The 25,909-nt window shown below is 45.5% G+C and carries 27 protein-coding genes; 14 read left to right on the top strand and 13 right to left on the bottom strand.

The genetic code is table 11. From position 1 onward, the window contains the following. The first annotated feature begins 333 nt into the window (after positions 1 to 333). A complete protein-coding gene (locus F0228_RS08770; RefSeq protein WP_004741657.1) occupies positions 334 to 876 on the top strand; it encodes a glycine cleavage system protein R in 543 nt (180 codons plus the stop codon). A gap of 12 nt (positions 877 to 888) precedes the next feature. Further along, positions 889 to 1,359, top strand: a complete 471-nt coding sequence (gene bcp, locus F0228_RS08765; protein ID WP_061034333.1) for a thioredoxin-dependent thiol peroxidase — start codon at positions 889 to 891, stop codon at positions 1,357 to 1,359. Positions 1,360 to 1,451: 92 nt separating this feature from the next. Here the strand turns inward: bcp and F0228_RS08760 are convergent, their stop codons facing one another. Next, positions 1,452 to 2,528, bottom strand: coding sequence for an AI-2E family transporter (locus F0228_RS08760; RefSeq protein ID WP_008222960.1), 1,077 nt, complete (start codon positions 2,526 to 2,528; stop codon positions 1,452 to 1,454). Beyond that, positions 2,521 to 2,760: a sulfurtransferase TusA family protein gene (locus tag F0228_RS08755; protein ID WP_116871752.1), complete on the bottom strand. Its 240-nt coding sequence runs from the start codon at positions 2,758 to 2,760 to the stop codon at positions 2,521 to 2,523. Before F0228_RS08755 ends, F0228_RS08760 begins: the two co-directional genes overlap by 8 nt. A 178-nt stretch (positions 2,761 to 2,938) precedes the next feature. Between F0228_RS08755 and F0228_RS08750 the strand changes: the two genes are divergently transcribed. The 4 genes from F0228_RS08750 (at position 2,939) to F0228_RS08735 (ending at position 5,889) form a co-directional block, all read left to right on the top strand. Continuing rightward, positions 2,939 to 4,393, top strand: coding sequence for a M48 family metallopeptidase (locus tag F0228_RS08750; RefSeq protein ID WP_061032627.1), 1,455 nt, complete (start codon positions 2,939 to 2,941; stop codon positions 4,391 to 4,393). A 114-nt stretch (positions 4,394 to 4,507) separates the two neighbouring features. Then, positions 4,508 to 4,858, top strand: coding sequence for an arsenate reductase (glutaredoxin) (gene arsC, locus F0228_RS08745; RefSeq protein WP_061032626.1), 351 nt, complete (start codon positions 4,508 to 4,510; stop codon positions 4,856 to 4,858). Positions 4,859 to 4,864: 6 nt separating this feature from the next. Further along, the gene (gene wrbA, locus F0228_RS08740; RefSeq protein WP_171731035.1) at positions 4,865 to 5,458 is read left to right on the top strand and encodes an NAD(P)H:quinone oxidoreductase; all 594 of its coding nucleotides are present in this window, start codon (positions 4,865 to 4,867) and stop codon (positions 5,456 to 5,458) included. Continuing rightward, entirely contained in the window at positions 5,455 to 5,889 is a 435-nt protein-coding gene (locus tag F0228_RS08735) for a DUF2069 domain-containing protein (protein WP_171731036.1), read from the top strand. The genes wrbA and F0228_RS08735 overlap by 4 nt, the downstream gene beginning before the upstream one ends. Positions 5,890 to 6,047: 158 nt before the next feature. On the opposite strand, the gene F0228_RS08730 is transcribed toward F0228_RS08735, so the two are convergent. Then, the gene (locus F0228_RS08730; protein ID WP_171731037.1) at positions 6,048 to 7,310 is read right to left on the bottom strand and encodes a DUF2066 domain-containing protein; all 1,263 of its coding nucleotides are present in this window, start codon (positions 7,308 to 7,310) and stop codon (positions 6,048 to 6,050) included. Between the two features lie 276 nt (positions 7,311 to 7,586). Between F0228_RS08730 and F0228_RS08725 the strand changes: the two genes are divergently transcribed. After that, entirely contained in the window at positions 7,587 to 8,825 is a 1,239-nt protein-coding gene (locus F0228_RS08725) for a uracil-xanthine permease family protein (protein WP_061032623.1), read from the top strand. A 141-nt stretch (positions 8,826 to 8,966) separates the two neighbouring features. Here F0228_RS08725 and upp read toward each other — a convergent pair whose 3' ends face one another. Next, entirely contained in the window at positions 8,967 to 9,593 is a 627-nt protein-coding gene (upp, locus tag F0228_RS08720) for a uracil phosphoribosyltransferase (protein WP_004738627.1), read from the bottom strand. Positions 9,594 to 9,762: 169 nt separating this feature from the next. On the opposite strand from upp, the gene purM reads away from it, so the two are divergent. After that, a complete protein-coding gene (gene purM, locus F0228_RS08715) occupies positions 9,763 to 10,803 on the top strand; it encodes a phosphoribosylformylglycinamidine cyclo-ligase (RefSeq protein ID WP_008222945.1) in 1,041 nt (346 codons plus the stop codon). Positions 10,804 to 11,095: 292 nt separating this feature from the next. Continuing rightward, positions 11,096 to 11,770: a phosphoribosylglycinamide formyltransferase gene (gene purN, locus F0228_RS08710; RefSeq protein ID WP_008222943.1), complete on the top strand. Its 675-nt coding sequence runs from the start codon at positions 11,096 to 11,098 to the stop codon at positions 11,768 to 11,770. A 76-nt stretch (positions 11,771 to 11,846) separates the two neighbouring features. Here the strand turns inward: purN and F0228_RS08705 are convergent, their stop codons facing one another. Together F0228_RS08705 and lpcA are read right to left on the bottom strand one after the other, a co-directional pair. Then, a complete protein-coding gene (locus F0228_RS08705; RefSeq protein WP_008222942.1) occupies positions 11,847 to 12,692 on the bottom strand; it encodes a class II glutamine amidotransferase in 846 nt (281 codons plus the stop codon). Between the two features lie 67 nt (positions 12,693 to 12,759). Further along, positions 12,760 to 13,335 carry a D-sedoheptulose 7-phosphate isomerase gene (gene lpcA / locus F0228_RS08700; protein ID WP_008222941.1) on the bottom strand — a complete coding sequence of 192 codons (576 nt, stop codon included), beginning with the start codon at positions 13,333 to 13,335 and terminating at the stop codon, positions 12,760 to 12,762. A gap of 327 nt (positions 13,336 to 13,662) precedes the next feature. Here lpcA and fadE point away from each other — a divergent pair, with 327 nt between their 5' ends. Continuing rightward, positions 13,663 to 16,128: an acyl-CoA dehydrogenase FadE gene (fadE, locus tag F0228_RS08695; RefSeq protein WP_061032621.1), complete on the top strand. Its 2,466-nt coding sequence runs from the start codon at positions 13,663 to 13,665 to the stop codon at positions 16,126 to 16,128. A 128-nt stretch (positions 16,129 to 16,256) separates the two neighbouring features. Here the strand turns inward: fadE and F0228_RS08690 are convergent, their stop codons facing one another. Beyond that, positions 16,257 to 17,504 carry a TIGR03503 family protein gene (locus F0228_RS08690; protein ID WP_171731038.1) on the bottom strand — a complete coding sequence of 416 codons (1,248 nt, stop codon included), beginning with the start codon at positions 17,502 to 17,504 and terminating at the stop codon, positions 16,257 to 16,259. 9 nt (positions 17,505 to 17,513) lie between these two features. Continuing rightward, entirely contained in the window at positions 17,514 to 18,281 is a 768-nt protein-coding gene (gene dnaQ, locus F0228_RS08685; RefSeq protein ID WP_004738617.1) for a DNA polymerase III subunit epsilon, read from the bottom strand. Positions 18,282 to 18,337: 56 nt separating this feature from the next. On the opposite strand from dnaQ, the gene rnhA reads away from it, so the two are divergent. Continuing rightward, positions 18,338 to 18,802, top strand: a complete 465-nt coding sequence (rnhA, locus tag F0228_RS08680) for a ribonuclease HI (protein ID WP_008222935.1) — start codon at positions 18,338 to 18,340, stop codon at positions 18,800 to 18,802. A gap of 40 nt (positions 18,803 to 18,842) precedes the next feature. On the opposite strand, the gene F0228_RS08675 is transcribed toward rnhA, so the two are convergent. Next, entirely contained in the window at positions 18,843 to 19,628 is a 786-nt protein-coding gene (locus tag F0228_RS08675) for a class I SAM-dependent methyltransferase (protein ID WP_008222934.1), read from the bottom strand. A 53-nt stretch (positions 19,629 to 19,681) separates the two neighbouring features. Between F0228_RS08675 and gloB the strand changes: the two genes are divergently transcribed. The 3 genes from gloB to F0228_RS08660 all read left to right on the top strand — a co-directional run bounded on the left by gloB (position 19,682) and on the right by F0228_RS08660 (position 22,762). Beyond that, the gene (gene gloB, locus F0228_RS08670) at positions 19,682 to 20,440 is read left to right on the top strand and encodes a hydroxyacylglutathione hydrolase (protein WP_061032617.1); all 759 of its coding nucleotides are present in this window, start codon (positions 19,682 to 19,684) and stop codon (positions 20,438 to 20,440) included. A gap of 70 nt (positions 20,441 to 20,510) precedes the next feature. Continuing rightward, a complete protein-coding gene (locus F0228_RS08665; protein WP_105057483.1) occupies positions 20,511 to 22,079 on the top strand; it encodes a LysM peptidoglycan-binding domain-containing protein in 1,569 nt (522 codons plus the stop codon). Further along, on the top strand, positions 22,076 to 22,762 hold the full coding sequence (locus F0228_RS08660) for a YIP1 family protein (RefSeq protein ID WP_008224026.1): 687 nt from the start codon (positions 22,076 to 22,078) through the stop codon (positions 22,760 to 22,762). Before F0228_RS08665 ends, F0228_RS08660 begins: the two co-directional genes overlap by 4 nt. Positions 22,763 to 22,790: 28 nt before the next feature. On the opposite strand, the gene F0228_RS08655 is transcribed toward F0228_RS08660, so the two are convergent. From F0228_RS08655 to tilS, 4 genes are all read right to left on the bottom strand, one after another. After that, on the bottom strand, positions 22,791 to 23,633 hold the full coding sequence (locus F0228_RS08655; protein WP_008224022.1) for an endonuclease/exonuclease/phosphatase family protein: 843 nt from the start codon (positions 23,631 to 23,633) through the stop codon (positions 22,791 to 22,793). A gap of 61 nt (positions 23,634 to 23,694) precedes the next feature. Next, positions 23,695 to 24,033 carry a nitrogen regulatory protein P-II gene (gene glnB / locus F0228_RS08650; protein WP_008224020.1) on the bottom strand — a complete coding sequence of 113 codons (339 nt, stop codon included), beginning with the start codon at positions 24,031 to 24,033 and terminating at the stop codon, positions 23,695 to 23,697. Between the two features lie 130 nt (positions 24,034 to 24,163). After that, positions 24,164 to 24,475 (bottom strand): cytochrome c, encoded by a 312-nt coding sequence (locus F0228_RS08645; RefSeq protein ID WP_061032613.1) that lies wholly within the window; start codon positions 24,473 to 24,475, stop codon positions 24,164 to 24,166. A 58-nt stretch (positions 24,476 to 24,533) separates the two neighbouring features. Then, positions 24,534 to 25,865 carry a tRNA lysidine(34) synthetase TilS gene (gene tilS / locus F0228_RS08640; RefSeq protein ID WP_171731039.1) on the bottom strand — a complete coding sequence of 444 codons (1,332 nt, stop codon included), beginning with the start codon at positions 25,863 to 25,865 and terminating at the stop codon, positions 24,534 to 24,536. Positions 25,866 to 25,909: the final 44 nt, after the last annotated feature.

Here is a 25,909-nt window from a genome sequence, read left to right as displayed (position 1 = left end):
GCCAATCAATAAACACAAGACATTAAAGTGGCTTAGCGGCAACATCGGTATGAAATATTGTCGTATGTTTGAGGTAAAACGGCTTATCGCAACGTTCAACCTAAAATTTGGATAACCTGAGCTCAATCTAACGGATAGAACATGGATAGATGTCAGTAACAGGTAAGCTGTGCTGTCACCCGACAAACTTGTGCTACGACGTTTTAGATATTCTTATCATTGGTTGCCTGTCAGACGCAAGATGAGTCATAAAAAGCCCCGCTCGCACGCTTATTCCTCTTGCTAACTGTGCTAACATGCATGAATCAATGGAATATATAGAGACGTGATTTTATGACTCAACATCTAGTAATCACAGCTGTGGGCACAGATCGCCCAGGTGTATGCAACCAAGTGGTTCATTTGGTCACCCAATCAGGCTGTAACATTATTGATAGCCGTATTGCCCTGTTTGGCGAAGAATTTACGCTTATCATGCTACTGTCTGGTAAAGCAAACAACATCACCCGTGTTGAAACCACCCTGCCCTTGCTTGGTCAAGAGCACGACTTGATTACGATTATGAAGCGAACCTCTCCGCACGATGTGGTAGAGAACTCCTACACGCTAGAAGTGTTCGTTGAGTCAGATGACAAACTCGGCCTGACCGAGCAGTTCACACAGTTCTTTGCAGACCGAGACATCGGCCTCGACTCGCTGAGCGCACAAACGATCAATAAATCTAAGGTCCAGCTCGACAACGACCAATTCCATATCTCTATTACCGCTTCTGTACAGTCAGAATGTAATTTGATGCAGCTACAAGAAGAATTCAACTCGCTGTGTCAGAGCCTATCAGTCCAAGGCTCGCTCAACTTTATTAAAAACAGTCTTTAAAAAGGAAATATCATGAATACGCTAACGGCTGGTGTTCCAGCACCTGCTTTTTCTCTTCCAGATCAAGATGGCAATATCGTATCTCTTGGTGACTTCAAAGGTAAAAAAGTACTTTTCTACTTCTACCCAAAAGCAATGACTCCGGGTTGTATCGTGCAAGCAGAAGGTCTGCGTGACATCAAAGCTGAGCTAGATGCACTGAACGTGGTTGTTCTGGGTGTTAGCATCGACCCAGTGAAACGCCTACCGAACTTCATTGAGAAGAAATCTCTAAACTTCACTCTGCTATCTGACGAAGACCACAGCGTTGCTGAGCAATTCGGTGTTTGGGGCGAGAAGAAGTTCATGGGCAAGGTTTACGATGGCCTGCACCGTATTAGCTTCCTAATTGACGAAGAAGGTCAGATTGAACACGTCTTCAACAAGTTCAAGACTAAGACTCACCACGAAGTGGTTCTAGAGTACTTCAACCAAGAAGCTTAATGTCCGTTGGAGTGAGCTAGGCTTACTACCAACTCAGAATAAATTAAAAAGGCGACTATCATCGATAGTCGCCTTTTTTGTCACTTATTTCGTTACTGATGGTGTACAGGGTCATCATCTAGCGCATGGCTCGGCAAGGCATTCCAAACCGCCTTCACTAAAGTAGCCAGTGGAATCGCGAAGAACACGCCCCAGAACCCCCAAAGTCCACCAAACACTAATACCGCAACAATAATCGCCACAGGGTGTAGATTCACCGCTTCAGAGAACAAAACGGGTACTAACACGTTGCCATCTAGGGCTTGAATGATGCCGTAAGCCAATAATAGCCAGTAGAATTGAGGCTCAAGCCCCCACTGGAACAAACCTACTATGGCAACCGGCACGGTTACTGCCGCTGCACCAATGTATGGAATCAATACCGAGAAACCGACAGCAACCGCTAATAACACGGAGTAGCGAAGGTCTAAGATCGCGAACGTTACGTAGCTGACGCCACCAACGATTAAAATCTCTAGCACCTTACCGCGGATGTAGTTCGAGATTTGTTCGTTCATCTCTTCCCATACTTTGGTCGCTAAGCGACGGTTGCGAGGAAGCACACCACTTGCCATTCTGATCATCTCTTCTTTGTCTTTCAGTAAGAAGAAGATAAGCAGTGGTACTAAGATAAGATAAACACCTAGCGTCGCTAAGCTAACCAAAGAGGCCAATGAGCCCTTGACCACACTTTCCCCCATACCTAACGCCTTGTTCTTCGCGTTAGACATGACAGACTCAACGATCTGTAAGTTAGCAAGCTCTGGGTAACGCTCTGGAATCGTTGCAATGAACTTCTGTAAGCTACCGTACATGCTTGGAATATCATTGATTAGGTTACCTACTTGCTCCCAAATGGTTGGCACTAATCCGAATATCGCTAGTAGCATTAGGCTAAAGAACATCAAGATCACCAACATCACCGATGGCGTTCTTGGAATACCGAGTCGTTGAAGTTGAGTCACTGGCCACTCAAGCAAATAAGCCAACACAATCGCCACCAGCAGCGGTGCGATCAGGTGACCAAAGAAGTAGATAGTAATAAAGCCGAATAGAATGATGGCAACCAAACTGACAGCGTGTGGATCAGAGAAACGTCGTTTATACCAACGACTGACCATTTCAAGCATCTGACTGCGATTCCTTTTTAGTGACGAGGAGATGGTGGTAATTAGAACAAGCCTCTGTCATGACAACATAAGCTTGCTTAGACAAAAAAGTAACAATATCTTTCATCGAACTGTTATCTGATACATAAATTGACAAAGATTGCCCTACTTCTAACTTTACACTGTGACGCTTGGCTAATAATAACGCCATTGGGCAGCGCTCTTGGCGTAAATCTAGAATATTAGGTGTCATTCTTGGGCTCGATGCTTATTATAAGGGGCATATTGTAATCTGTTTTTGAAAACGTGCCATCATTGATTCATCTTCCTTCAGGATAGCGCACGCACTTAACAAAGGTTAAACCAGATAAAGAACCAATTTGCATTGCCCTTGTCTTACTGTCAGAAGAAACGGAGTATTACTGACTAATATGTTTAAACGCGCTCGTTCAATTGCTTGCTTATGCATCGCAGCCACATTAAGCACCCCAACGTTGGCTAACACCAACAGCTTGGATTTACCGGACATCGGCACGGCGGCTGGCGGCACGCTCACTATCGATCAAGAACTCATCTATGGTGATGCCTACATGCGCATCATCAGAAGCAGCCAGCCTGTTATCAACGATCCAGTTCTCAACCTTTATATCGACACACTAGGCCATCGCCTTGTCGCGAATGCCAATGACGTAAAGACACCTTTCCAGTTCTTTATGATCCGTGACCGCAACATCAACGCTTTTGCTTTCTTTGGTGGTTATGTTGCACTGCACTCAGGTCTATTCCTGCACGCACAATCAGAAAGTGAACTTGCGTCTGTATTAGCGCACGAAATCGCACACGTTACGCAGCGTCACTTAGCGCGTAGTATGGAAGATCAAGCACGCCGTTCTCCTGCGACTATCGCAGCGCTTGCAGCGTCTGTATTGCTGGCTATTGCCGCTCCTGAGGCGGGTATTGCAGCCTTAACCGCAACCACCGCGGGTAACATGCAAAGCCAAATTAACTACACCCGTAGTAATGAAAAAGAAGCCGACCGCTTTGGTATCAACACGCTAGCAAAAGCTGGATTTGACGTGAACGCAATGCCACGCTTCTTTGGCCGTTTAGCGGATGAATACCGCTATGCAAGCACACCACCTCCAATGTTGCTCACTCACCCGTTGCCAGAAGATCGTATTACCGATTCGCGCGCACGTGCTCGTAGCTACCCACCGCTGAAACTTGCGCCATCGCTGGATTACCACTTGGCAAGAGCTCGCATCGTGGCACGCTATGCCGGTATCAATAATGAGGCGTCGCTCGATTGGTTCTCACGCCAATTGAAAAAGGCACCAAAAGAGATAGTTCCGTCGTTAGAGTATGGACAAGCACTGGTTTACCTCGATTCGAAAAAGTTAGATAAAGCAGAACCGATTCTAACCAAACTGATTACCAGCGACCCGACTAACCTGTTCTACTTAGATGCGATTTCCGACCTTCACATTGAGCAGAAAAAGCCTGAGCTTGCCATTAAAGAGCTTAAATCGGCATTGGTTCGTCAGCCAAACAACCCGGTACTCACAATCAACTACGCAAATGCCTTGATTGAAAAAGAAGACTTTGCAGAGGCTGTTCGCGTATTACAACGTTATACGCATGACAATCCGAATGACACCAATGGCTGGCACCTGCTTTCAAAAGCGAATACTAGCCTTGGCAATAGTGATGAAGACCTTGCCGCACGAGCTGAAATTTTGGCATTGCAAGCCAACTGGAACAAAGCGATTCAGTACTACACGCAAGCAAGTCAAATCGCAGAGCTCGGTAGTTTGAAGCAAGCCCGCTACGACGCTCGAATTGATCAGCTGATGATTCAGCGCGAGCGCTTCTTAGCACTGCAATAAGGCGTTCAATACTCGGCGAGTCGCCAAAAGAAAAAAGCTCAACGTATACAGTGAAGAGGCCAATTAGCTGGCCTCTGCTGAAAATTAAATAAAAAATAATAATGAGGAAGAACCATGTCTGTCGTGATTTATCATAACCCACGCTGCTCAAAGAGCCGTCAAACGCTTGAATTACTTGAAACAAACGGTGTACAACCTGAAGTGATCAAGTATCTAGACACACCTCTAACTGTTGAACAGCTAAAAGTACTGTTCACTCAGCTTGGTTTTAGCAGCGTTCGCGAAATGATGCGCACCAAAGAGGCAGACTACAAAGAAGCGAACCTTGGCGATGCTTCTGTATCTGATGAAGACCTATTTTCTGCAATGGCTGCTAATCCAAAATTGTTTGAACGCCCAGTTGTTGTTGCGAACAATAAAGCCAAGATTGGTCGTCCACCAGAGCAAGTACTAGAGATTCTGTAAGCGGCTATGAGCATCAACATTCTTGTTCTCTACTACAGTCGTCACGGCAACACACAAGCTCTAGCAAGGCAGATAGCACGGGGGGTGGAGTCCATTCCTGAGTGTGAAGCCATGCTAAGAACGGTTAATGACGTGTACACAGTAGAAGAGCAGCCAGACTCTCGCTATCAACCCACAGACCCAATCGCCACACTGCAAGAGCTCCGTTCTTGCGATGGCTTGGCGCTTGGCAGTCCGGTTTGGTTCGGCAACATGGCTGGGCCGATGAAGCACTTTTGGGATAGCACTACATCATTGTGGATCAATGGCGATCTTATCGATAAGCCAGCTTGTGTATTTACTTCTTCTTCATCACTGCATGGTGGGCAAGAAACAACACAGCAGAGCATGATGCTGCCACTGCTTCACCATGGAATGTTAGTGGTCGGCATCCCCTACTCAGAGCCTGCACTGCATACCACTCAAACCGGTGGCACGCCCTATGGCGCAAGCAGCACAGGTGAGAGTGCTTCACTAAGCAAAGAAGAAATTGAGTTGGCGCAGAACCTAGGTAAACGCCTCGCGCACATCGCGATAAATCAGAAGGGAATCTCTCAATGATGTACATGTCAGAGAAGGCGATGTCTCCTAAGACAAAGCTATTTCGCTACCTAGCATTAGCAGGCAACCTATTGCTGTTAGGTTGGGTTGTGGCTTGGCAGATGACGCTTTCACCGCATCCTCACCTAAATAATATCACGCTGGCTATCGTTTGGGCTGTTCCGCTACTGTTGCCATTACCTGGTATTTTAATCGGCAAGCCTTATACGCACGCTTGGGCGAACTTCATCTTAATGCTCTACTTCCTACACGCATTAACCATTCTATACGTAGATGGTGGTGAACGCTTATTGGCAGCTGTTGAGCTACTGCTGACCACGATGGGCTTCGCCGGAAATATCTTATTTACCCGTTTCCGCGCTAAAGAGCTAGGCATCAAGCTTAAACGCCTTTCTGAAGTAGAAAAGAACGAGAAAGCGAAGTTCGAGTAATAAGATTCAGTTCGATATTTCTGAGTAACTAGCTAACCAAGCAACGAGCTAGCAAGTAACACAAACAAAAAGCCCTGCGAGATTTCTCTAGCAGGGCTTTCTTTTTATTTCTCTTCGCTACTTACATTTTCGTATTAGCGATAAGCGCAAGCAATGGCTTAGCTGCGATTCCACTCGTATACCAAGCTTGGCTCTGCATGCAGCGGTGCAGTTGCTTCTAACTCTTCGGTACCTGTACCTTCAGAGTTAGCCTCCGAGCCAGCCAATGAATCATCACTTGATACTTCATTACCTTTAATTACTTGAACGTCAGTATCTGCGTCAGTTGCTGTCGCTTCAGTATCAAGGGCAGCTGTTGAATCATCGCCTACAGACATGGTGTTGTCTTGTGTTTCAAATTCAGGGCTTACTTCTGGTTCGATGTAGGACTCTTCAACCTTCGCAACTTGGCGAATACTTGCAACCTCTTGCTCAAACTCTTGTTGAGTCGACAGCAAGTGAATACGGAACGTCACTTCGTTGTTTTGAATCTTAAGAATATCTAAGCTAGCAACCGAGTTTAGACGCTTAAGTGCATTCTCTAACTGGAAGAAGTCTTGAGCATTATTCAGGCTAATAAACTGAGTTAAAATCGACTCTGATGACTCACTCGCCACCGTCACCGCGCTTTTACCTGCGTAGTAGTTACTGATTTGGTCAACGAGCTTCTTAGAAGCCGTCACGCTGTTACCCGACACAGAACCAGTGATTGGTGCCGTTGGCGCGCTAGTCAATTGACTTGGTTTTTGGTCGTACAGCGTCCAACGCAACCCTGAAGATTGAGCTTTAATCACTAACACCGCATCTACTGGGTAGCGTTGACTTGCTCTGCTAATTGGTGAAACAAAGCTGCCCCACAAATCTGAGGTCGCGATACCAGTGATATCGTCGAAATCACCGACAGGCAAAGTCAGAGGTAAACCACGATCTTTTGCACTTGCTTGCATTTGAGCAGCAAGCTGTGAGTTCGAGTGCTCCCACACAATGTTCTTATCGAAGCTGTCTTCCTCCACTAGCCAAACCAAGATGTTTGAGCGAGTTTCAGGCCAGTACGGCAGTTGTGCTTGAGTCAGTAGAGAACGGATTTGAGCGCCATTAAAACGCATACGCAATGTTGATTGGTCATTGCTCTCACCAAAACTCATTTGAGACATGTACTGCGCACTCTTACGCATCGCCTTTTGGATGGTCTCATTTGAAGCAACATCAGTTTGGCCAGTCGCACGTATCAATACCTGCTCCATACCGGTATTTCGTGCCACTTGTTCTGGTTGTTTGTCTTCGGTGTTAATCGCAACTTCAGCACTAAAGATATCTACTTGAGTTAAGGCGTAACTCGGGAAGGCTAATAGTCCCATCAACAACAATGCTATGTAGCGCATATTGATCCTAATATTCAAAGCTTGTGCCTTGATGATAAGCAACTATGGATTGAGGGGCAAGGTCGTTAGCGCCCACTGTGTTTAATAACCACAAAATATCACCTGACCATGATAAAGCGCTAACTTAAAAACTGAATTTTCGGACCTTGTTCGATATAAAACATCACTATGATAAATAAATTTGATCTATTTTGTGTAGCAATCGATTGCTAAGTGATAGAATCGCGCGAATTTTATTTTTCACTTTTCATATAACGACCAATCTAAGGACATATCATGAAAAATGCATTGCAAGGTGCACAAATGCTGTTTGTGGCTTTTGGTGCGCTTGTACTCGTGCCGCTACTGACAGGACTTGATCCCAACGTTGCACTCTTTGGCGCAGGTATCGGTACCCTTTTATTCCAACTTATTACACGCCGTTCAGTGCCAATCTTCTTAGCGTCTTCTTTTGCATTCATCGCTCCTATTATGTTTGGTATCCAAACTTGGGGGATTGGTGCAACCATGGGTGGCCTAATGGCAGCAGGTGTTGTGTATGTTTTAATGGGCGCTCTGATCAAAGTGAGAGGCGTTGGCTTTATTCATAAGCTGCTTCCACCTGTAGTGGTTGGCCCTGTAATTATGGTGATTGGTTTAGGCCTAGCACCCGTTGCGGTAAACATGGCTTTAGGTAAGACCGGCGATGGCGCCGTTCAACTGGTTGATGCAGACGCAGCACTGTGGATCTCATCAATCTCACTGCTCGTAACCATCATCATCAGTGTATTTTCGAAAGGCTTCCTAAAGCTACTGCCTATCTTCGGCGGTATTATCGCAGGTTACATTACGAGCCTGGTTTACGGCGCAGTCGACTTCACACCGGTTGCTCAAGCATCGTGGTTGGCACTACCAAACTTCACCATGCCTGAATTCAACATCAACGCTATCTTCTTCATGGTGTTTGTTGCGATTGCACCTGCCGTTGAGCACGTAGGTGACATGCTGGCGATTTCCAACGTGACGGGTAAAGACTATCTTAAGAAGCCAGGCCTGCACCGCACAATCACAGGTGACGGCGTGGCAACAATAGCAGCATCTATGTTGGGCGCTCCACCAAACACAACTTACAGTGAAGTAACTGGCGCGGTTATGCTAACGAAAGCGTTTAACCCTGTAATCATGACTTGGGCTGCAGTAACCGCTATCGTTCTTGCATTGGTTGGTAAGCTAGGCGCATTACTTCAAACGATTCCGGTTCCAGTGATGGGCGGTATCATGATTCTTCTGTTTGGCTCTATCGCAACCGTAGGTCTTAACACGCTAATCAAGAACAACGTTGACCTGCACAAATCACGTAACCTTGTCATTGTTGGTATTACCCTAGTATTCGGTATTGGCGGAATGGCTTTTGGTATCGGCGACTTCAGCCTACAGGGCGTAAGCTTATGCGGTATCGTGGCGATTCTACTTAACCTAGTACTTCCTGAAGAGCTAGGTGACAACACTGTGGTAGACAAGGCTCAAATCGACTAACAGTTGAGTCTGGTTAGATTCCGACAAAATGGAAGTTCAAAAAAGGGAGAGCATCGAATGCTCTCCCTTTTTTATTAATACGGGTAATGAAGTGAATTCAGTAAATTAAAACAACGGAACCCACTTAATCTAAAAACCGAATTACTTAGTACCGAAGATCTTATCACCAGCATCGCCAAGACCAGGAACAATGTAGCCCTTGTCGTTTAGCTTTTCATCGATTGCTGCAGTGTAAAGTTCAACATCTGGGTGCGCTTTTTCTAGAGCTGCAATACCTTCAGGAGCCGCTACAAGCACAAGAATCTTGAAGTGCTTACAACCTTTCTCTTTCATTAGGTCGATAGTTGCGATCATAGAACCACCCGTTGCAAGCATTGGGTCTACCACTAGAGCGATACGCTCATCGATGTTAGATGCAAGCTTGTTGAAGTATGGTACTGGCTCAAGCGTTTCTTCGTCACGGTAGATACCAACAACGCTGATACGTGCGCTTGGGATATGCTCAAGAACACCGTCCATCATGCCTAGACCAGCACGTAGGATTGGCACTACTGTTACTTTTTTACCTTTAATTTGGTCAACTTCAACTGGACCGTCCCAACCATTAATAGTTACACGTTCAGTTTCAAAGTCTGATGTCGCTTCGTATGTTAGAAGGCTACCCACTTCTGTCGCTAGCTCACGAAAACGCTTAGTGCTAATCTCACCTTCACGCATCAGGCCAATTTTATGTTTTACTAGCGGGTGTTTCACTTCAACAACTTTCATTTCCAACTCCGGCAATATTTAAACAAACCTGTAGATTATACACGAACTCTAAGGTTATTTCAGAATCTTTATTCTAATAAAAAAAACCGCGCAAACGTTTGCTCTTCATATTCAAGCCCTGTTAGAATAACGCCGTTTTCACATCCAACTTAAGTTCGAGGACTATCCCGTGAGTGGTAATACTTCTTCTCTAAGCTACAAAGACGCTGGTGTTGATATCGACGCAGGTAATGCACTAGTAGACCGTATTAAAGGTGCTGTTAAACGCACTCGTCGCCCTGAAGTAATGGGCGGTATTGGTGGCTTTGGCGCCCTATGTGAACTTCCAACGAAATACAAAGAGCCAGTACTTGTTTCAGGTACTGATGGTGTTGGTACTAAACTTCGCCTTGCTTTGGATCTGAAAAAACACGACACCATTGGTATCGACCTAGTGGCAATGTGTGTGAACGACCTAATCGTTCAAGGTGGTGAGCCTTTATTCTTCCTAGACTACTACGCAACAGGTAAGCTAGATGTAGACACAGCAGCAGACGTTGTTTCTGGCATCGCTGAAGGTTGTGTTCAAGCTGGTTGTGCACTTATCGGTGGTGAAACCGCTGAAATGCCGGGCATGTACGAAGGCGACGACTACGATGTTGCTGGCTTCTGTGTTGGCGTTGTAGAAAAAGCTGACATCATCGACGGTACTAAAGTAGCTGCAGGCGACGCACTTATCGCTGTTGGCTCAAGTGGTCCACACTCAAACGGTTATTCTCTAATTCGTAAAGTTCTAGAAGTTTCTGGTGCTGATAAGAGTGAAGAGCTAGAAGGTCGCACTATCGGTGAACACCTACTAGAACCAACTAAGATTTACATCAAATCAGCACTTAAGATGATTGCTGAGCATGACATTCATGCTATCTCGCACATCACTGGTGGTGGTTTCTGGGAAAACATCCCTCGCGTACTTCCTGAAGGTACTAAAGCTGTGATTGATGGTAAGAGCTGGGAATGGCCTGCTATCTTCAACTGGCTACAAGAGAAAGGTAACGTGGAAACGTTTGAAATGTACCGCACTTTCAACTGTGGTGTTGGCCTAGTTGTAGCTCTACCTAAAGACCAAGCAGACGCTGCTGTTGAACTACTGAAAGCTGAAGGCGAAAACGCTTGGGTTATCGGTGAGATCGCAAACGCTGAAGCAGGCGAAGAGCAAGTTGAAATCAAATAAGTGATACGTTCACTTACTTAGTTAATCAATGAGGACCTAATGGTCCTCATTTTGCTATTTGGCCCGCAGAAAACCTTAGTTTATGTAGGTAATATAGATACCAATCGTAGTAAGTAACTGGTCATCCTAGCTTGTTAAAACGCTCGATCACGTCGTTAGAAATTTTGATTGTAGGATAACTACTTATCTAAAATCTCTGCCTTGTTCTCAAGCCTTTTTCCTGCGCTATTTATGAGCACTTACTTACTGTGATTGGTATAAACTCCAGTTAATCAATCGTATGACCCACTTTATGAAAAACAATCACTCTCAGAAAACCACTCACTCTCAGAAAAACATCGTTGTGTTAGTTTCAGGAAGCGGAAGCAACTTACAGGCGATCTTAGATGCCTGCGATAGCAATATGATTGATGCTTCAGTTAAAGCTGTCTTCTCAAATAAGGCAGAGGCCTTTGGCTTAGAGCGAGCTAAGACCGCTGGTGTCGATGCACACTCAGTAAATCCAAAAGATTTCGGCTCTCGTGAAGAGTTTGACCATGAACTAATGATACAAATCGATGCATACCAACCAGACTTGATCGTACTGGCAGGCTACATGCGCATTTTGAGTTCGGAATTTGTTCGACACTACGCAGGAAAAATGGTCAATATCCACCCTTCTCTATTACCGAAATACCCAGGTTTACATACCCACCAGCGAGCGATTGATGCTAAAGACAAAGAACATGGAACTAGTGTGCACTTTGTTACCGAAGAGCTAGACGGTGGTCCTGTGATCTTACAAGCCAAAGTGCCTGTGTTTGAGGACGATGATGCCGACCTGCTAGCGGGGCGAGTACTCACTCAAGAGCACGCAATCTATCCGATGGTTTGTAAGTGGTTTGCAGAAGGTCGTTTATCAATGGTAAATGGACAAGCGGTGCTAGACGGAAAAGTACTAGGTAAACACGGTTACGCAGAAGAGTAATTCCAAGAATACAAAAAGGCCGTTAACTGACGAGTGCAGTTAACGGCCTTTTTTATCGAATCAAGCAATGAGATGTTTAGCTCAATGGTTCAGTAGGCGCTTGGCTCGCGACCTTTTTAGGCGCATAAGCGACATCTTCCAACTCTTTGTGATTGTTGCCAATCAGCTCACCGGAATGAAACAGCGCGTATTCACCAGGCTTCATTCTAAACCACTCTTCGTTGGCGGTCAGAGGTTGAGTCGCCACCACCGTCACTACATCATTCGGTGTGGTTTCTTCTTGGAAGTTAATCTCAACATCTTCGTCAATTAAGCTTGCATTACCAAAAGGCGCACGTCTCGTTATCCAATATAAATGGTTAGTACAGTATGTCATTACGTACTCACCATCGCTCAGCAACATATTGAAAACGCCTTTCTCTCTCAGCTTATCGCAACACTCAGCAACGAAGCGGAACATCCCTTCCATATCTTGTGGCGGCTCAGGAAAACGCTCTTCAAGTTGCTTCAGCAGCCAACAGAACGAAAGCTCGCTATCTGTTTCGCCAACAGGTCTAAAGCGGCCGCTAACAAGATCATCGTAATCAGATAACTGGCCATTATGAGCAAAGGTCCAATACCTTCCCCAGAGTTCACGAGTAAAAGGGTGTGTATTTTCTAGATTCACACCACCACGGTTGGCTTGACGAATATGGCTGACAACAGCTTGGCTTTTAATGGGGTAGTTTTGAACCAACTCTGCGATCTTAGATTCACAGCTAGGGTTAGGATCTTTAAAAGTACGAAAACCCTTACCCTCATAGAAGGTAATTCCCCAGCCATCGCGGTGTGGGCCAGTGTTGCCCCCACGCTGCATAAGACCAGTAAAACTAAAACAAATATCCGTTGGCACATTCGCGCTCATACCGAGCAATTCACACATGGTTTAATCTACTCCCTATTAAAACCAACAGAGCCAAAAACCTAGGCTCCAAATGTCTGTAAAACTGTTATTCCATCTCTTTTTCGACAAGCTGAATCACAATATGGATGATCTTAATGTGAATCTCTTGGATGCGGTCTGCGTAACCAAAGTGTGGTACTCGGATTTCGATATCCGCACAGCCTGCCATTTTACCGCCGTCTTTACCGGTCAGTGCGATCGTTTTCATGCCTTTCGCTTGAGCTGCTTCAATGGCTTTTAGGATGTTGCCTGAGTTACCTGAAGTTGATAAACCAAACAACACATCGCCTTTACGGCCTACCGCTTCTACATAACGAGAAAATACGTGATCGTAGCCGAAGTCATTACTTACACAAGATAAGTGACTAGGATCTGAAATTGCAATACCTGCGTAACCTGGGCGGTTTTCACGGTATCGGCCTGTCAGTTCTTCTGCGAAATGCATTGCATCACAGTGTGAGCCACCGTTACCACAAGAAAGTACTTTACCTTCTTGTTTGAATGAGTCAGCAATCAATTTTGCCGCCGCTTCAATTTGAGCAATGTTATGGTCATCACTCAAAAACTTGTTAAGAACGTCAGCAGCTTCGTTCAATTCACTTTTGATTAGGTCTTGGTACATAAGGCTTATCTCTTATTTTTATGACGCAGCTTAACGTGCGCGACATGAGAGCTGAGGTTTTTTCCCTCTTTTACCTGAGTTTACCCACAAACATGAAATAGTGTCGACACTTAAGCCCAAAGATTGCCACCTTAATTAGTCAGTCATTGCCGATTCGTCCAAATAATCGCCACCAACCTCTCACAATTAGAACTTTAACTCTACTCAGATCACTTTTTACCCAACTTTGAGTTTTACAAATATTTAATATTTTGTTTACACTTGACTGGTTAGACCTCTTACCTAAAACTTAATAACAATAAGTGATCTCTGAAAAGGAAATCGATCATGAACATATTGCTCTCCCTACTCGGCATGACAGCTATCTTAGGTGTCTGTCTCTACCACAGAGTTAGCTTGGTACGCGCATTAATCGCATTAACTGGAACGATGGTAGCTTTAACGCTATTCGGCGACGTAGCGGTTACTGGCTGGCTTTGTTACCTATTAGCGGTTGCTATTTTTGCTGTGCCAGCCATTCGTCAAACTCTCATCAGCCAAAAAGCGCTTTCTGTATTTAAGAAAGTACTACCGGCAATGTCTCAGACAGAAAAAGAAGCACTGGAAGCCGGCACCGTTTGGTGGGAAGCAGAGTTATTTAAAGGCAAGCCTGAATGGAAAAAGCTACAAAACATCGCTGATCCAAAACTGTCTGAAGCAGAACAAGCGTTCCTAGACGGCCCGGTAAACACGGTGTGTGAAATGGTCAATGATTACCAAGTCACCCATGAGCTTGCAGATTTACCGCCAGAAGTGTGGCAATACCTGAAAGATCATAAGTTCTTCGCCATGATCATCAAGAAAAAATACGGCGGTTTAGAATTCTCAGCTTACGCTCAATCTCTCGTTCTACAGAAACTAACGGGCGTTTCCAGCGTGCTGTCATCAACGGTTGGTGTACCTAACTCGTTAGGCCCAGGTGAGCTGTTGCAACACTACGGTACAGAAGAACAAAGAAACCACTACCTTCCACGCTTGGCAGAAGGTAAAGAGATCCCTTGTTTTGCCCTAACTAGCCCAGAGGCAGGCTCTGATGCTGGCTCTATCCCAGACTACGGTGTGGTATGTAAAGGCGAATGGCAAGGTGAAGAAGTTCTAGGGATGCGCCTAACTTGGAACAAGCGCTACATCACTCTCGCACCAGTTGCGACCGTACTTGGCTTGGCCTTTAAACTGCGTGACCCAGACGGCTTACTGGGTGACCAACAAGACCTTGGCATCACATGTGCCCTTATCCCAACCGATTTGAAAGGTGTGGAGATTGGTAACCGCCACTTCCCGCTTAACGTTCCTTTCCAAAATGGTCCAACTCAAGGTAACGATATTTTCGTTCCTATTGATTTCATTATTGGTGGTCAGAAAATGGCAGGCCAAGGTTGGAGAATGCTAGTTGAATGTCTGTCAGTTGGCCGTGGTATCACCCTGCCATCAAACTCAACGGGTGGTATCAAAACAGCGGCACTTGCAACGGGCGCTTACGCTCGTATCCGTCGCCAATTCAAACAACCAATTGGTCGCATGGAAGGGGTTGAAGAGCCACTAGCACGCCTCGGTGGTAATGCTTATGTCATGGATGCAGCAAGTAACCTGACCGTTGCTGGTATTGACCTTGGTGAAAAGCCTTCGGTTATCTCTGCAATCGTTAAGTATCACTGTACGCACCGTGGTCAACGCAGCATCATCGATGCAATGGACATCGTAGGTGGTAAAGGTATTTGCTTAGGTCCATCGAACTTCCTAGCTCGTGGCTACCAAGGCTCTCCAATTGCGATTACCGTTGAGGGTGCAAATATTCTGACTCGTTCGATGATCATCTATGGTCAAGGTGCAATTCGTTGTCACCCTTACGTACTTAATGAAATGGAAGCGGCTTACTCTGAAAGCAGCGATGCTCTTGATAAGTTTGACTCAGCATTAGCGGGCCATGTTAGCTTTACGCTAAGTAACCTAGTTCGTAGTTTGTGGTTTGGTTTAACTGATGGCCGAGGTTCGGACACACCAACACCAGCAAATAGCACAGATAAGCAGACAAAACGCTATTACCAACAACTGAACCGTTACAGTGCTAACCTAGCGCTACTGTCTGACATCTCAATGGCAGTACTAGGCGGCTCACTAAAACGCAGAGAGCGCCTATCTGCTCGTCTAGGTGATATCCTGAGTCAACTTTACTTAGGTTCTGCAACACTAAAACGCTTTGAGAGCGAAGGTAGCAACGCAGAAGATCTACCGCTAGTACACTGGGGGATGCAAGACAGCTTGCGTCAAACTGAAGTGGCAATTGATGAGTTCTTAGCTAACTTCCCTAACCCTGTAGTTGGCCGCCTGCTACGTGTTGTGTTGATGCCATTTGGCCGTATCCGTCGTGCACCAAACGACAAACTGGATAGCCAAGTCGCACACATCCTACAAACACCGAGTGCTACACGCTCACGAATCGGCCGTGGTCAATACTTAGCGGATACTCAGTACAACGCAGTAGGTAAGATTGAGAAAGCACTTGAGGTTATTCTTCAAGCTGAGCCGCTGTTCGACAAAGTCTGCAAAGAGACGCATCAAAAACGCGCCTTCCTACGACTTGATTTGGTCGCTCAATTAGGTCTTGAGAAAGGCATTTTGACTGAGCAAGAAGCAGCATTGTTGGAAAGTGCAGAGCAACATCGACTGTACACCATCAACGTTGATGACTTCTCGCCAGAGGAACTAGCAGCAAAGCCCCAGTATCCAGGCCAATCGATTGATAACGTAGCCTAGATTTAGCTATAAAAACAAAACGGGACTCCTATGAGTCCCGTTTTTTTATTCTAGATATGATGAACATGTCACATGTTCCGAGTGCGAGATTGAGTAGCTCTCTCAAAATAACTCAATCCTGCAGATGGTTACTTAGGAGCCTTAAGTTGCATCTCTGGTTGAGCTCTCTTCTTGGCAGTCACTTTACGAACCACAAACCAAATCAGTAGACCCAATAGAATAGCAACCACGTTACCTACCCCAATAATAATCATACTGCGTTGTCTGTCTTCTTCTCGCTTCTTGAGTATCATCATCTCAGTAGCGATACGCTTCTGCTCGGCTAACGCTTCTTCTTGCAGGCGGCGGGATTCCGCTAAATCAATATCTTGAACCACACTGTAAGAGTGCTCGGAAATAGGGAACGTCAATGGGCGCTGGCTAGAAGCATCGGTGGCATAAACCATTCCAGACCAGTTATAAATCCCAAGTTCACCATTATAAGGGATCTCCAAAGGCACCTTCATCGCATCGACATCCGCTTGCCCTTGCTTATACATCACGTATTCATCTGGTGCTTTATGCTCTACGTGCACCGCTAACGAACTCGGCTCTATCATTCCCTGCTCGCCAGAGACCACGATAGTATGAGGTAAGCCATCTTTGCGAGACTGGATAAAGGTGGTGGTGATAGGTGTCGGATAAACCAAAACTTCTTGTTCTTGCGCTCGTAAAAACACGCCATTGCCGGAAGTGATGCGCGCGCGGTATTTGCCCGGCTCTATATCGATAGGTAAAGATACAGTGAAGACGCCGTCCCCTGCTTTTTCATCAAGATCAACGCCATCGTCAGCAAACTCACCCATCACAACAGGGACTGGGCGCGCTTCTCTCACTAAGGATTCTTCGTTTTCGACAAACTTAGTAAATGTCACTTTGAGCTTCACACGATCAAGGAAATCACGCAGCACCAAGGGCTTACCATCAGAGGTGAGACGGGCAGTGAATTTAATACGCTCTGTCTGGTACAGCTTGTTTGGAAATTCATTCGCATCCAAAACAAGATGAGACAGTAGCTTGATATTGTTCTTAGGAGAGACCTTACCTACCGCTTGCCATGGGCCCGGCATCGGCTTATCAATAGAGACAATGTCCATTGAGGATTCTTCATACCAACGGACATTATCAGCGTTACGCCAAGAGTAGTATTTCTTGCCATCAGGACGAACTAAGACGACAGGTTTAGAGTTATCGGCTCGATAAATTATAAAGGTAATTTGTTCTATGCTGGGATCAACTCGGAATCGGTTGTCCAATAAACTCATTACGGATTCTGTTGCCGCGTGCAAGCCAAAGCTTAACAGCAGCAAACAACCGGTGGCCAATACCCTTAACATACTTTCTCCCTACTGACGCCAGAGGCAGCTTCCGCTTTTCTCGACGAGATCTAAACGACTTTGATGCGCTTCTACTTCATCGGCCGTTGCTCGTAAAACCTTTAGGGATTTTCGACCACTTTCGACTCTTCGGATACTTTCTACGCCGCCTTCTTGCTGACCAGCATTAAATTGCAGTGACGTTTGTCCACCCGTCATCAATAAGTAGACGTCGGCTAGGATCTCCGCATCGAGCAAAGCGCCGTGAAGGGTACGGTGCGAGTTATCGATGCCATAACGTTCACATAAGATATCTAGGTTGTTTCTTTTACCCGGGAATATCTTTTTCGCCATGTCCAGGGTATCGGTAACTTTACAGTAATCGTCTGTCTTACCGATAGTAGGGTCCAGTTTCTCAAACTCGTAGTCCATGAAGCCGGTATCGAAGGGCGCGTTGTGAGCCACCAGCTCAGCGCCTTTGATGAAGTCGAGAAACTCTTTGTGGATGTCTTGATATTCCGGCTTATCAACCAAGAATTCATCAGTAATACCGTGAACGCCAATCGCCTCTTCTTGAATCGCACGATCTGGCTTGATGTAAACGTGGAAGTGGCGCCCAGTTAACTTACGGTTGATGATCTCTACGGCACCGATCTCAACGATGCGGTGACCCATGTAGTGAGGACCACCTTCGGTATTCATACCGGTTGTTTCGGTATCGAGTACGACGATGCGCTTGTTTTCATTCGAACTGTTTTTTTCGTTCGCGGTTTGTTCTGGAGTGCTACTGGTATTCATAAGGATAACTGTGTCAGACTATGCCGATAATGTGCTTGAGGTAATAGTATCAAATCATGACGAAACAAGTTGAAATTTTCACTGATGGTTCTTGTTTAGGCAATCCAGGGCCTGGCGGCTACGGCATCGTACTTCGCTACAAGAAAGTTGAGAAGACGCTCGCGCAAGGCTACACCCTAACGACCAACAACCGCATGGAAATGCTCGCTGCTGTTGTTGCACTGCAGACCCTAAAAGAGCCGTGTTCTGTGATTCTCACTACCGACAGCCAATACGTTCGTCAAGGCATCACTCAGTGGATACATAACTGGAAAAAGCGTGACTGGAAAACCGCGGACAAAAAACCGGTAAAAAATGCCGATCTTTGGCAAAAGCTCGATAAAGAGACAGCACGTCACACTGTCGATTGGCGTTGGGTGAAAGGACACGCAGGTCACCGAGAGAATGAAATGTGTGATGAGCTGGCGCGTACCGCTGCCGAAAACCCAACCCAAGAAGACACAGGCTATCAGCCAAGCTAATATTGGGAACGGATAAAGATATCCGATAGCAAAAAACCGACTACGAGTCGGCTTTTTCTGTTTTTAGCGGGCGCAGCGCACGAATGGAATGCAACGTACAGCGAGTATCTGTTCTAAAGCTTGCACCGACCGGAGAGAAGCGTCGTTTAAGGTGCCAGTGTGGCTTAATCGGTTTCAATGGATAGGTGCGCTTGCGAGCGACAATAAAGTATTGGCTTCCAGCAAATGAGGCGCAACCTCCCAAAGCATTTTCAAGCCAGGTCCACATCGCTTGATACTTACTCATCGGGAACAATGCATAAGTATCACAATGAATCACTTCATAGTTCAGAACGCCCAACCAGTCTTTTACACGACTTGGTGTATACATTCGCCCACTCCACGGTAAACTGTTCTTACGCCAAGGCATTAAACTGGCAAGCCCTGTGACACTGAATGGGTTAAAGCCAGTGATGATAATGTAGCCATCGTCCATCATCACTCGGTCGACTTCTCTTAATAACCGATGTGGGTCATTGCTATAATCTAATTGATGACTCAGTACCACAACATCAAAACTTTTCTCCAAAAAGGGCAAATTATAGCCATCCGCTATCACATTATGTAATGGGTTCTGGATATCTAGGTTTACTTGATGTTGAATGTTGCATGTGCAGCTAGAAATCTCACTGCTGAGACCGCCGAGCTTGAGCATATGGTAACCAAATAACTTTGGGCACCACTCATCGAGTCGAGTTTGAATTGATTCTCTCAACCAGTCCCCATTGTGCAATTGTGCCCAAGTGTAAGGACGCTCAAACTTCTTTCTGCTACGTGCTGGCTTCATCAATAATCTGTCTCACTTATTCTGTCGCACTGAAAGTGACTGGAGAACCAATAATGTTACATATCAAAAGCATACCTGCATTTAACGACAATTACATCTGGCTGATTGAAAATAGCGATCGCCGTTGTGCTGTCGTCGACCCCGGCGATGCAGCTCCAGTATTAGAGTACTTAGCACACCATGAGCTAACTTTAGATGCAATCTTGATTACGCACCACCACCACGATCACATTGGTGGCGTTCCAGAGTTAGTTAGACAATTTCCAGGTGTTGATGTTGTAGGCCCTAAGAATGAGCCTATCCCAACATTGACACACCCAGTGGATGATGGAGACCAACTGGAGCTATTCGGCGAAGTATTCTTAGTGCTTGGGCTTAGTGGGCACACGGCGGGCCATATCGGTTACGTTGGTGATGCAAAGCTATTTTGTGGCGATGTACTGTTCTCTGCGGGCTGTGGTCGTATCATGGAAGGCACTCCGCAACAGATGTTTGATGCGTTAAATAAGATTACGGCGCTTCCTCAAGAAACCGAGGTCTATTGTGCACATGAGTACACAGCAGCCAATATCGCTTTCGCGCTTGCAGTTGAGCCAGATAACCAACATTTGCAGCAATATCGCGACCAAGTGAACCGACTTCGCGCACAAAATAAGTCGACCATCCCCACAAATTTGAGACAAGAGAAGTTTGTGAACCCTTTCTTGCGTTACACCGAACCAAGTGTAGTGAAATCAGTATCTAATCGCACTGAACAGACCGATCCTTTGTCGGTATTTACCGCTTTACGTGCGTGGAAGAACGAATTTTAACAAATACAGACTTGTCACTTATAGGGAGTGGCAAGTATTATCATCGGCCGTTTATTAAAAAGGCTGTAACATGCGAGTTAAGTACAGCTGGGCTTTGGTATTACTACTATCTGGTTGCCAATTAACTCAGTCAGAGAATCCAGACCAAGCTTCCGAGCAAACCAACACATCTCCTACAAAAGTTTCTCAAGCGAACGTTTCACCTGAAGCGACCAAAGAAGAACCAAAAGTTGAAGCACCTGTCGTTACTCCACAAACACAAGAAGATGTTTGGAAACGCATTGCGATGCAACTTGAAATGGAAGTACCAGACCAAAAGAAGGTCGACTACTACCGAACATGGTATCTAAAACACCCTAGTCATCTAAAAACCGTCTCCAAGCGAGCAGAACCTTTCCTCTACTTGATCACCACCAAAATTGAAGAAAGAGACCTGCCTTTAGAACTGGCACTGTTGCCGGTTGTTGAAAGCTCGTTTGATGCATTCGCTTATTCTCACGGCAGCGCTGCTGGCCTATGGCAGTTCATTTCTGGCACTGGCGAAGCCTACGGACTAGAGCAGAACTTTTGGTACGATGGTCGCCGTGACGTTGCTGCCTCTACCGATGCGGCATTAGACTTCTTAACCGATCTTAACAAACGTTTTGATGGTAACTGGCAACACGCAATCGCTGCATACAATAGTGGCGGTGGTCGTGTAAACAGTGCTATCCGTAAGAACAAGAAGCTTGGCAAACCAATCGACTTCTTCTCACTGGACCTGCCAAAAGAGACCAGCAGCTACGTACCTAAACTGCTCGCATTGGCAGACGTGATTGCCAACCAAGAGAAGTACGGTATTGATATCCCAGCAATTCCAAACAAGCCAGTACTGACTCTAGTAAATCCAGGAGAGCAACTGGATTTAGCAATCGCAGCTAACTACGCAGGCATTCCAGTAAAAGAACTGCAAGGCTATAACCCTGCCTATAACCAGTGGGCAACGGCACCAGAAAAACACCAACAATTACTGCTTCCCCTAGACTCAGTTGAAAAATTCAACAAAGAAGTCACGGCCAACAAAGGCAAAGGCATGAAGCTAGTACGTTACAAGGTTCAATCAGGCGACAGCATCAGCGTACTGGCAAACAAATACAACACCACCAGCAAAGTGATTCGCTCAGCGAACGGTTTAACCAACAACAATATTCGTATTGGTCAACACCTACTGATCCCTACTTCGACTAAAGATGATAAGACTTACGCACTCAGCGCTTCTAACCGCCTAGCAAGCACACAGTCAAAGAGTCGCGGTCAATATAAGCTAACCCACAAAGTAAAAAGTGGTGACAGCTTATGGACCATTGCGCGTGCCAATAAGGTATCTCACCAGTCACTAGCGAAGTGGAACGGTATGGGCCCACGCGACACGTTACGAGTTGGTCAAGAGTTGGTCATTTGGAAGAACGGTTCTGACGGTGCCATCATCCGTACTATCTTCTATAGCGTAAGATCAGGTGACACAGTCAGCGGTATTGCATCAAAGTTCAAGGTAAAAAGTTCAGATGTTGTAAAATGGAACACTTTGCAGAACAAGAAATACTTACAGCCAGGACAAAAACTGAAGCTGTATGTTGATGTAACTAAGGTAAGTGTATGAACCCGTCAAGTAACCCACTCGTCATGCTGTTGGATATATTCCGTTCACCAACAGCTTGTTTCTTAGCGCTTTATCAGCGAAGTGCTTGGGGATGGCAACCCTACGTCGTATTAATGCTCAGCCCATTTTTATTTTGGGGTGCTTATTTTTCGAACGTAGATTTTGCTTGGTTAAGTGCAGAGCTATCTAAACAATTAGCTCAAACAAACCCAGACCAGTTGGCGTTACTTGATAGTAATACCCTACTCGCCAGTGAAATCATCAGCGATGTGTTTAGCCGCACGCTCACTATCGTTCTGTTGGCATTTTGGTTTAACCTTGCAACCAAACCTAGTCAACATCAGCATAGCTTTTGGCGATGGTTTGCAGCGGCATCGGTTATCATCTTCCCAGCAGTTTTAGGTGATATTGCGAGCTACGCAAGCCTAATCCTAAAGCACGGTCATGTGATGAACTACGCTGCTGACTTAAACAGCCTAAACGGCTTAATCAAGTTACCGCTTACTAGTGATTGGTCACAATTTGCTAGCTCTTTACCACTGCTACTGCCTTGGTACATCGTACTTGGTTACGCTGCTGTATTAACGTGGACAGAGTTTGAGCGTGGACAAGCTCTGGTAATTTCAGGCTTGCCGTGGATTGGCTATTACCTAATCTGGGCTATCTACATTTTAGTTTCGTAGATAACCGTTACTGAGTCTTATCTTTACGCTATTTAGCCTTAAAGGTGACTAACATTGGATTATGATCAGAAGCGTCCGTTATGGGCGCTTTTGCTTTTTCTACCTCTAGCCCACGATAAAACACATGGTCTAGCACTAGCCCCGTAATGAACTGAGTGCGATTATCAGGGTTAAAAGCGACCTCAGCCAAACCTACCTTTTCCAATGCTTCTTTTAATACGGTAAAGCGAGCCTCACTCCAGCTGTTAAAGTCACCAGCAAAAATAACTGGTCCACGGTACTTTTGTAGGTTGTTAGTCAAACTCTTAAGCTGAGCTTCATAATCTTCCGTACCAAAGGTAAAGTTTACGGCGTGGATGTTGATCACCGCCAACTCTTCACCATTACTCAACTTGTAACGGGACCACAGAGCAGACTTAGGCAACTGCAGCCAAGGCTCTTCATGAGTATAAGCACAAGCCTCGATAGGCAAATGAGTCGCGAGGTTGAGCACACCAGCACTTTTTTCAAATGCCTCAAACGCATTTACTCGAGTACTTCCCCATTGACCACTCGTTACCCACTGACGAAGTCCATCCGTCATGCTCGCTTCTTGTAGCAGTACTAAATCGCTTCCCGCTGTCAGCTTATTGAGTTCCGTCTGCCAGTGACTACGGTTTTGCTTATAAATATTCCACACGGTGAGACTTAAGCCGTCAGACACATCCAGCGCTTTAGGTTCAGAGTTTTGGTAGCAACTGTAGATGTCATTGCTGGTATTTGGAGAAGACGTGATTAGATTTGGTTTATTCGGGATAACAAAAATAAAGTGAAAACTTACAACGGCAAGTGTTATCAACAGCGTGATAACTATGATGGTTTTCTTGAACATACAACACCCTACCAGAAATGAAAAAGGAGCGATAAACGCTCCTTTTAGGGTAATAGTTTTTTTATACGGCGTCTTCGTCTTCTTCGCCAGTACGAATACGTACCACACGTTCAACGTCAGTAATGAAGATCTTACCATCGCCAATTTTACCAGTTTGAGCCGTCTCAATAATGGTATCAACGCACTGGTCAGCGACGTCGTCAGTAACAACAATCTCTAACTTAACTTTAGGCAAAAAGTCGACCATGTATTCTGCGCCGCGGTATAGCTCAGTATGACCTTTTTGGCGTCCGAAACCTTTAACTTCAGATACTGTCATACCCGTAATGCCTACTTCTGCAAGCGCTTCACGTACATCATCAAGTTTGAATGGCTTGATAATGGCTTCAATCTTTTTCATGTTCATCCCTTAAACTGTGCGAATGGCTCATTATCGGATAGCTATAGTAAACATTCAATGAAAAAAGCCAGAGCTTTGAGGCTCTGGCTCGAAATTTATCATCTTGTTTAATCAGCGCTTTAAGAGGGTTTTACTTAAGGCTTGCGTAGTAAGCAGCTAGATTAGCAATATCTTCATCATTCAGCATTGAAGCTTGAGCCTGCATTACAGCAGCCAGACCGCCGGTGCGCTGGCCGTTCTTATATGCGTTAATTGACGAAGCAATGTATTGCTCGTTTTGACCTTTAAGGTTTGGGTAACCCGGGATCACTGCGATACCATCAGCGCCATGACATGCTGCACAGATTGCTGCTTTTGCTTGTCCTGCAGCAACATCACCTGCCAGAGCGTTACCACTCAATAGTCCAAGTCCAAGAACTAATCCTAGTGTAATTTTCTTCATTGCATATTCCATTAATTATTTTTATTAAAGTGACGGTGAATTGTGACACAAACTTTTTCTAGTTGCTCCAAAGCGCTTCACAATCTTGACCTTCGTAGTTTTTATCTACGAATAAGCCTAAAACAGCGATCACTCGCTCGCCATCCATTAATATTGGCGTTCTGCGTCGTAACCAGCTAGGTACTTGGTACTCTTGAAAGAGTTTCTTTAGCTTTCTGCTATGCCCTCGCCCAACAGGGTGAGCTGACAACCCTTCAGGATTAAAAATCACCCGTAATGTCGCGTTATTGTTCGGTAAGTTAAATGCTTGCGAGTAGCTGTTAGGTTTACACTCAGAGCTGCCCGCAGTTAAGCTGATTTCTCCTAAACCATCAGGCAAAGCCAAGGGTTCACCAATAGTAATATCACCTTGCCAGAGCGATACGTCTTTAGACTCTTGTACCAAGTAAAGCTTATGGTTAAAACGCCTCACTTCAACACCGTTTAACACCAATTTAGGGTTGGCATCCGCCTGAGCACACGCCACTTCATCCCAGATAAGCTGAAGTTGCTTTTGGCTCGGCATCGCTTGCTGGCAATAACCTAACCACATTCTCAACAAGCGCGCTCTTAGTAAAGCCGATTGCTCAGATAAAACCTCAATGCTCAAGCTATGGTCACCACCGAGGGCTTGCTGTAAGTGAGAAGCTAACAACTCATCGAGCAACATCTCTTGCTCGGCACAGAGCTGGGCGCTGCGACTGACCGATTCTCGAAAACTAGACCAACGCTCAGTTAGCACCGGAGTCACTTGGTGGCGAATAAAGTTACGGTCGAAACGCACGTCCTGATTACTTTCATCTTCAACCCAAGTTAACCCCAAATCGTGAGCAGATGCTTCAATCTCCGTCCGAGTCACCGATAACATAGGGCGAACAATATAAGAACCTGAAAATGGCATCACTTTCGCCATGGAAGACAGCCCTTTCGGACCACTGCCACGCTTTAACGCTAACAGGAAAGTCTCAACCTGATCATCGATGTGTTGACCAGTAACAAGTACATCCCCTTGCCTGATATGTTTTTCAAAAGCTTGGTAACGTGCATCTCGGGCGAGCTTTTCTATGCTTTCACCATTGTTAACATCCAACGTTACTCGCTCAATAGCTAATGGAATAGACAAAGCATCGCACCACGCTTGGCATTGCTCTGCCCAATGATCGGCATTCTCACTTAAGCCATGATGAACATGGATCGCCAGACAATCGATTTCATGAGTTTTGGTGTATTGCGCAGCCAACTCCAACAACACACGTGAATCAACCCCACCACTAAAGGCAACCACCAGCCGGTGAGGCTTGATTGCGCTTTGGTCAAATACAGAGGTAAACGTTTCGATTAAGTGAGTCATGAGGCTTAATGAACCAAGAAGGTGTTTGAAAGATAATATTTAAA

Source organism: Vibrio sp. 99K-1, assembly GCF_013114585.1.
GTDB classification, from domain to species: domain Bacteria; phylum Pseudomonadota; class Gammaproteobacteria; order Enterobacterales; family Vibrionaceae; genus Vibrio; species Vibrio chagasii_B.
This window is presented reverse-complemented; position numbering and strand designations above follow the sequence as displayed.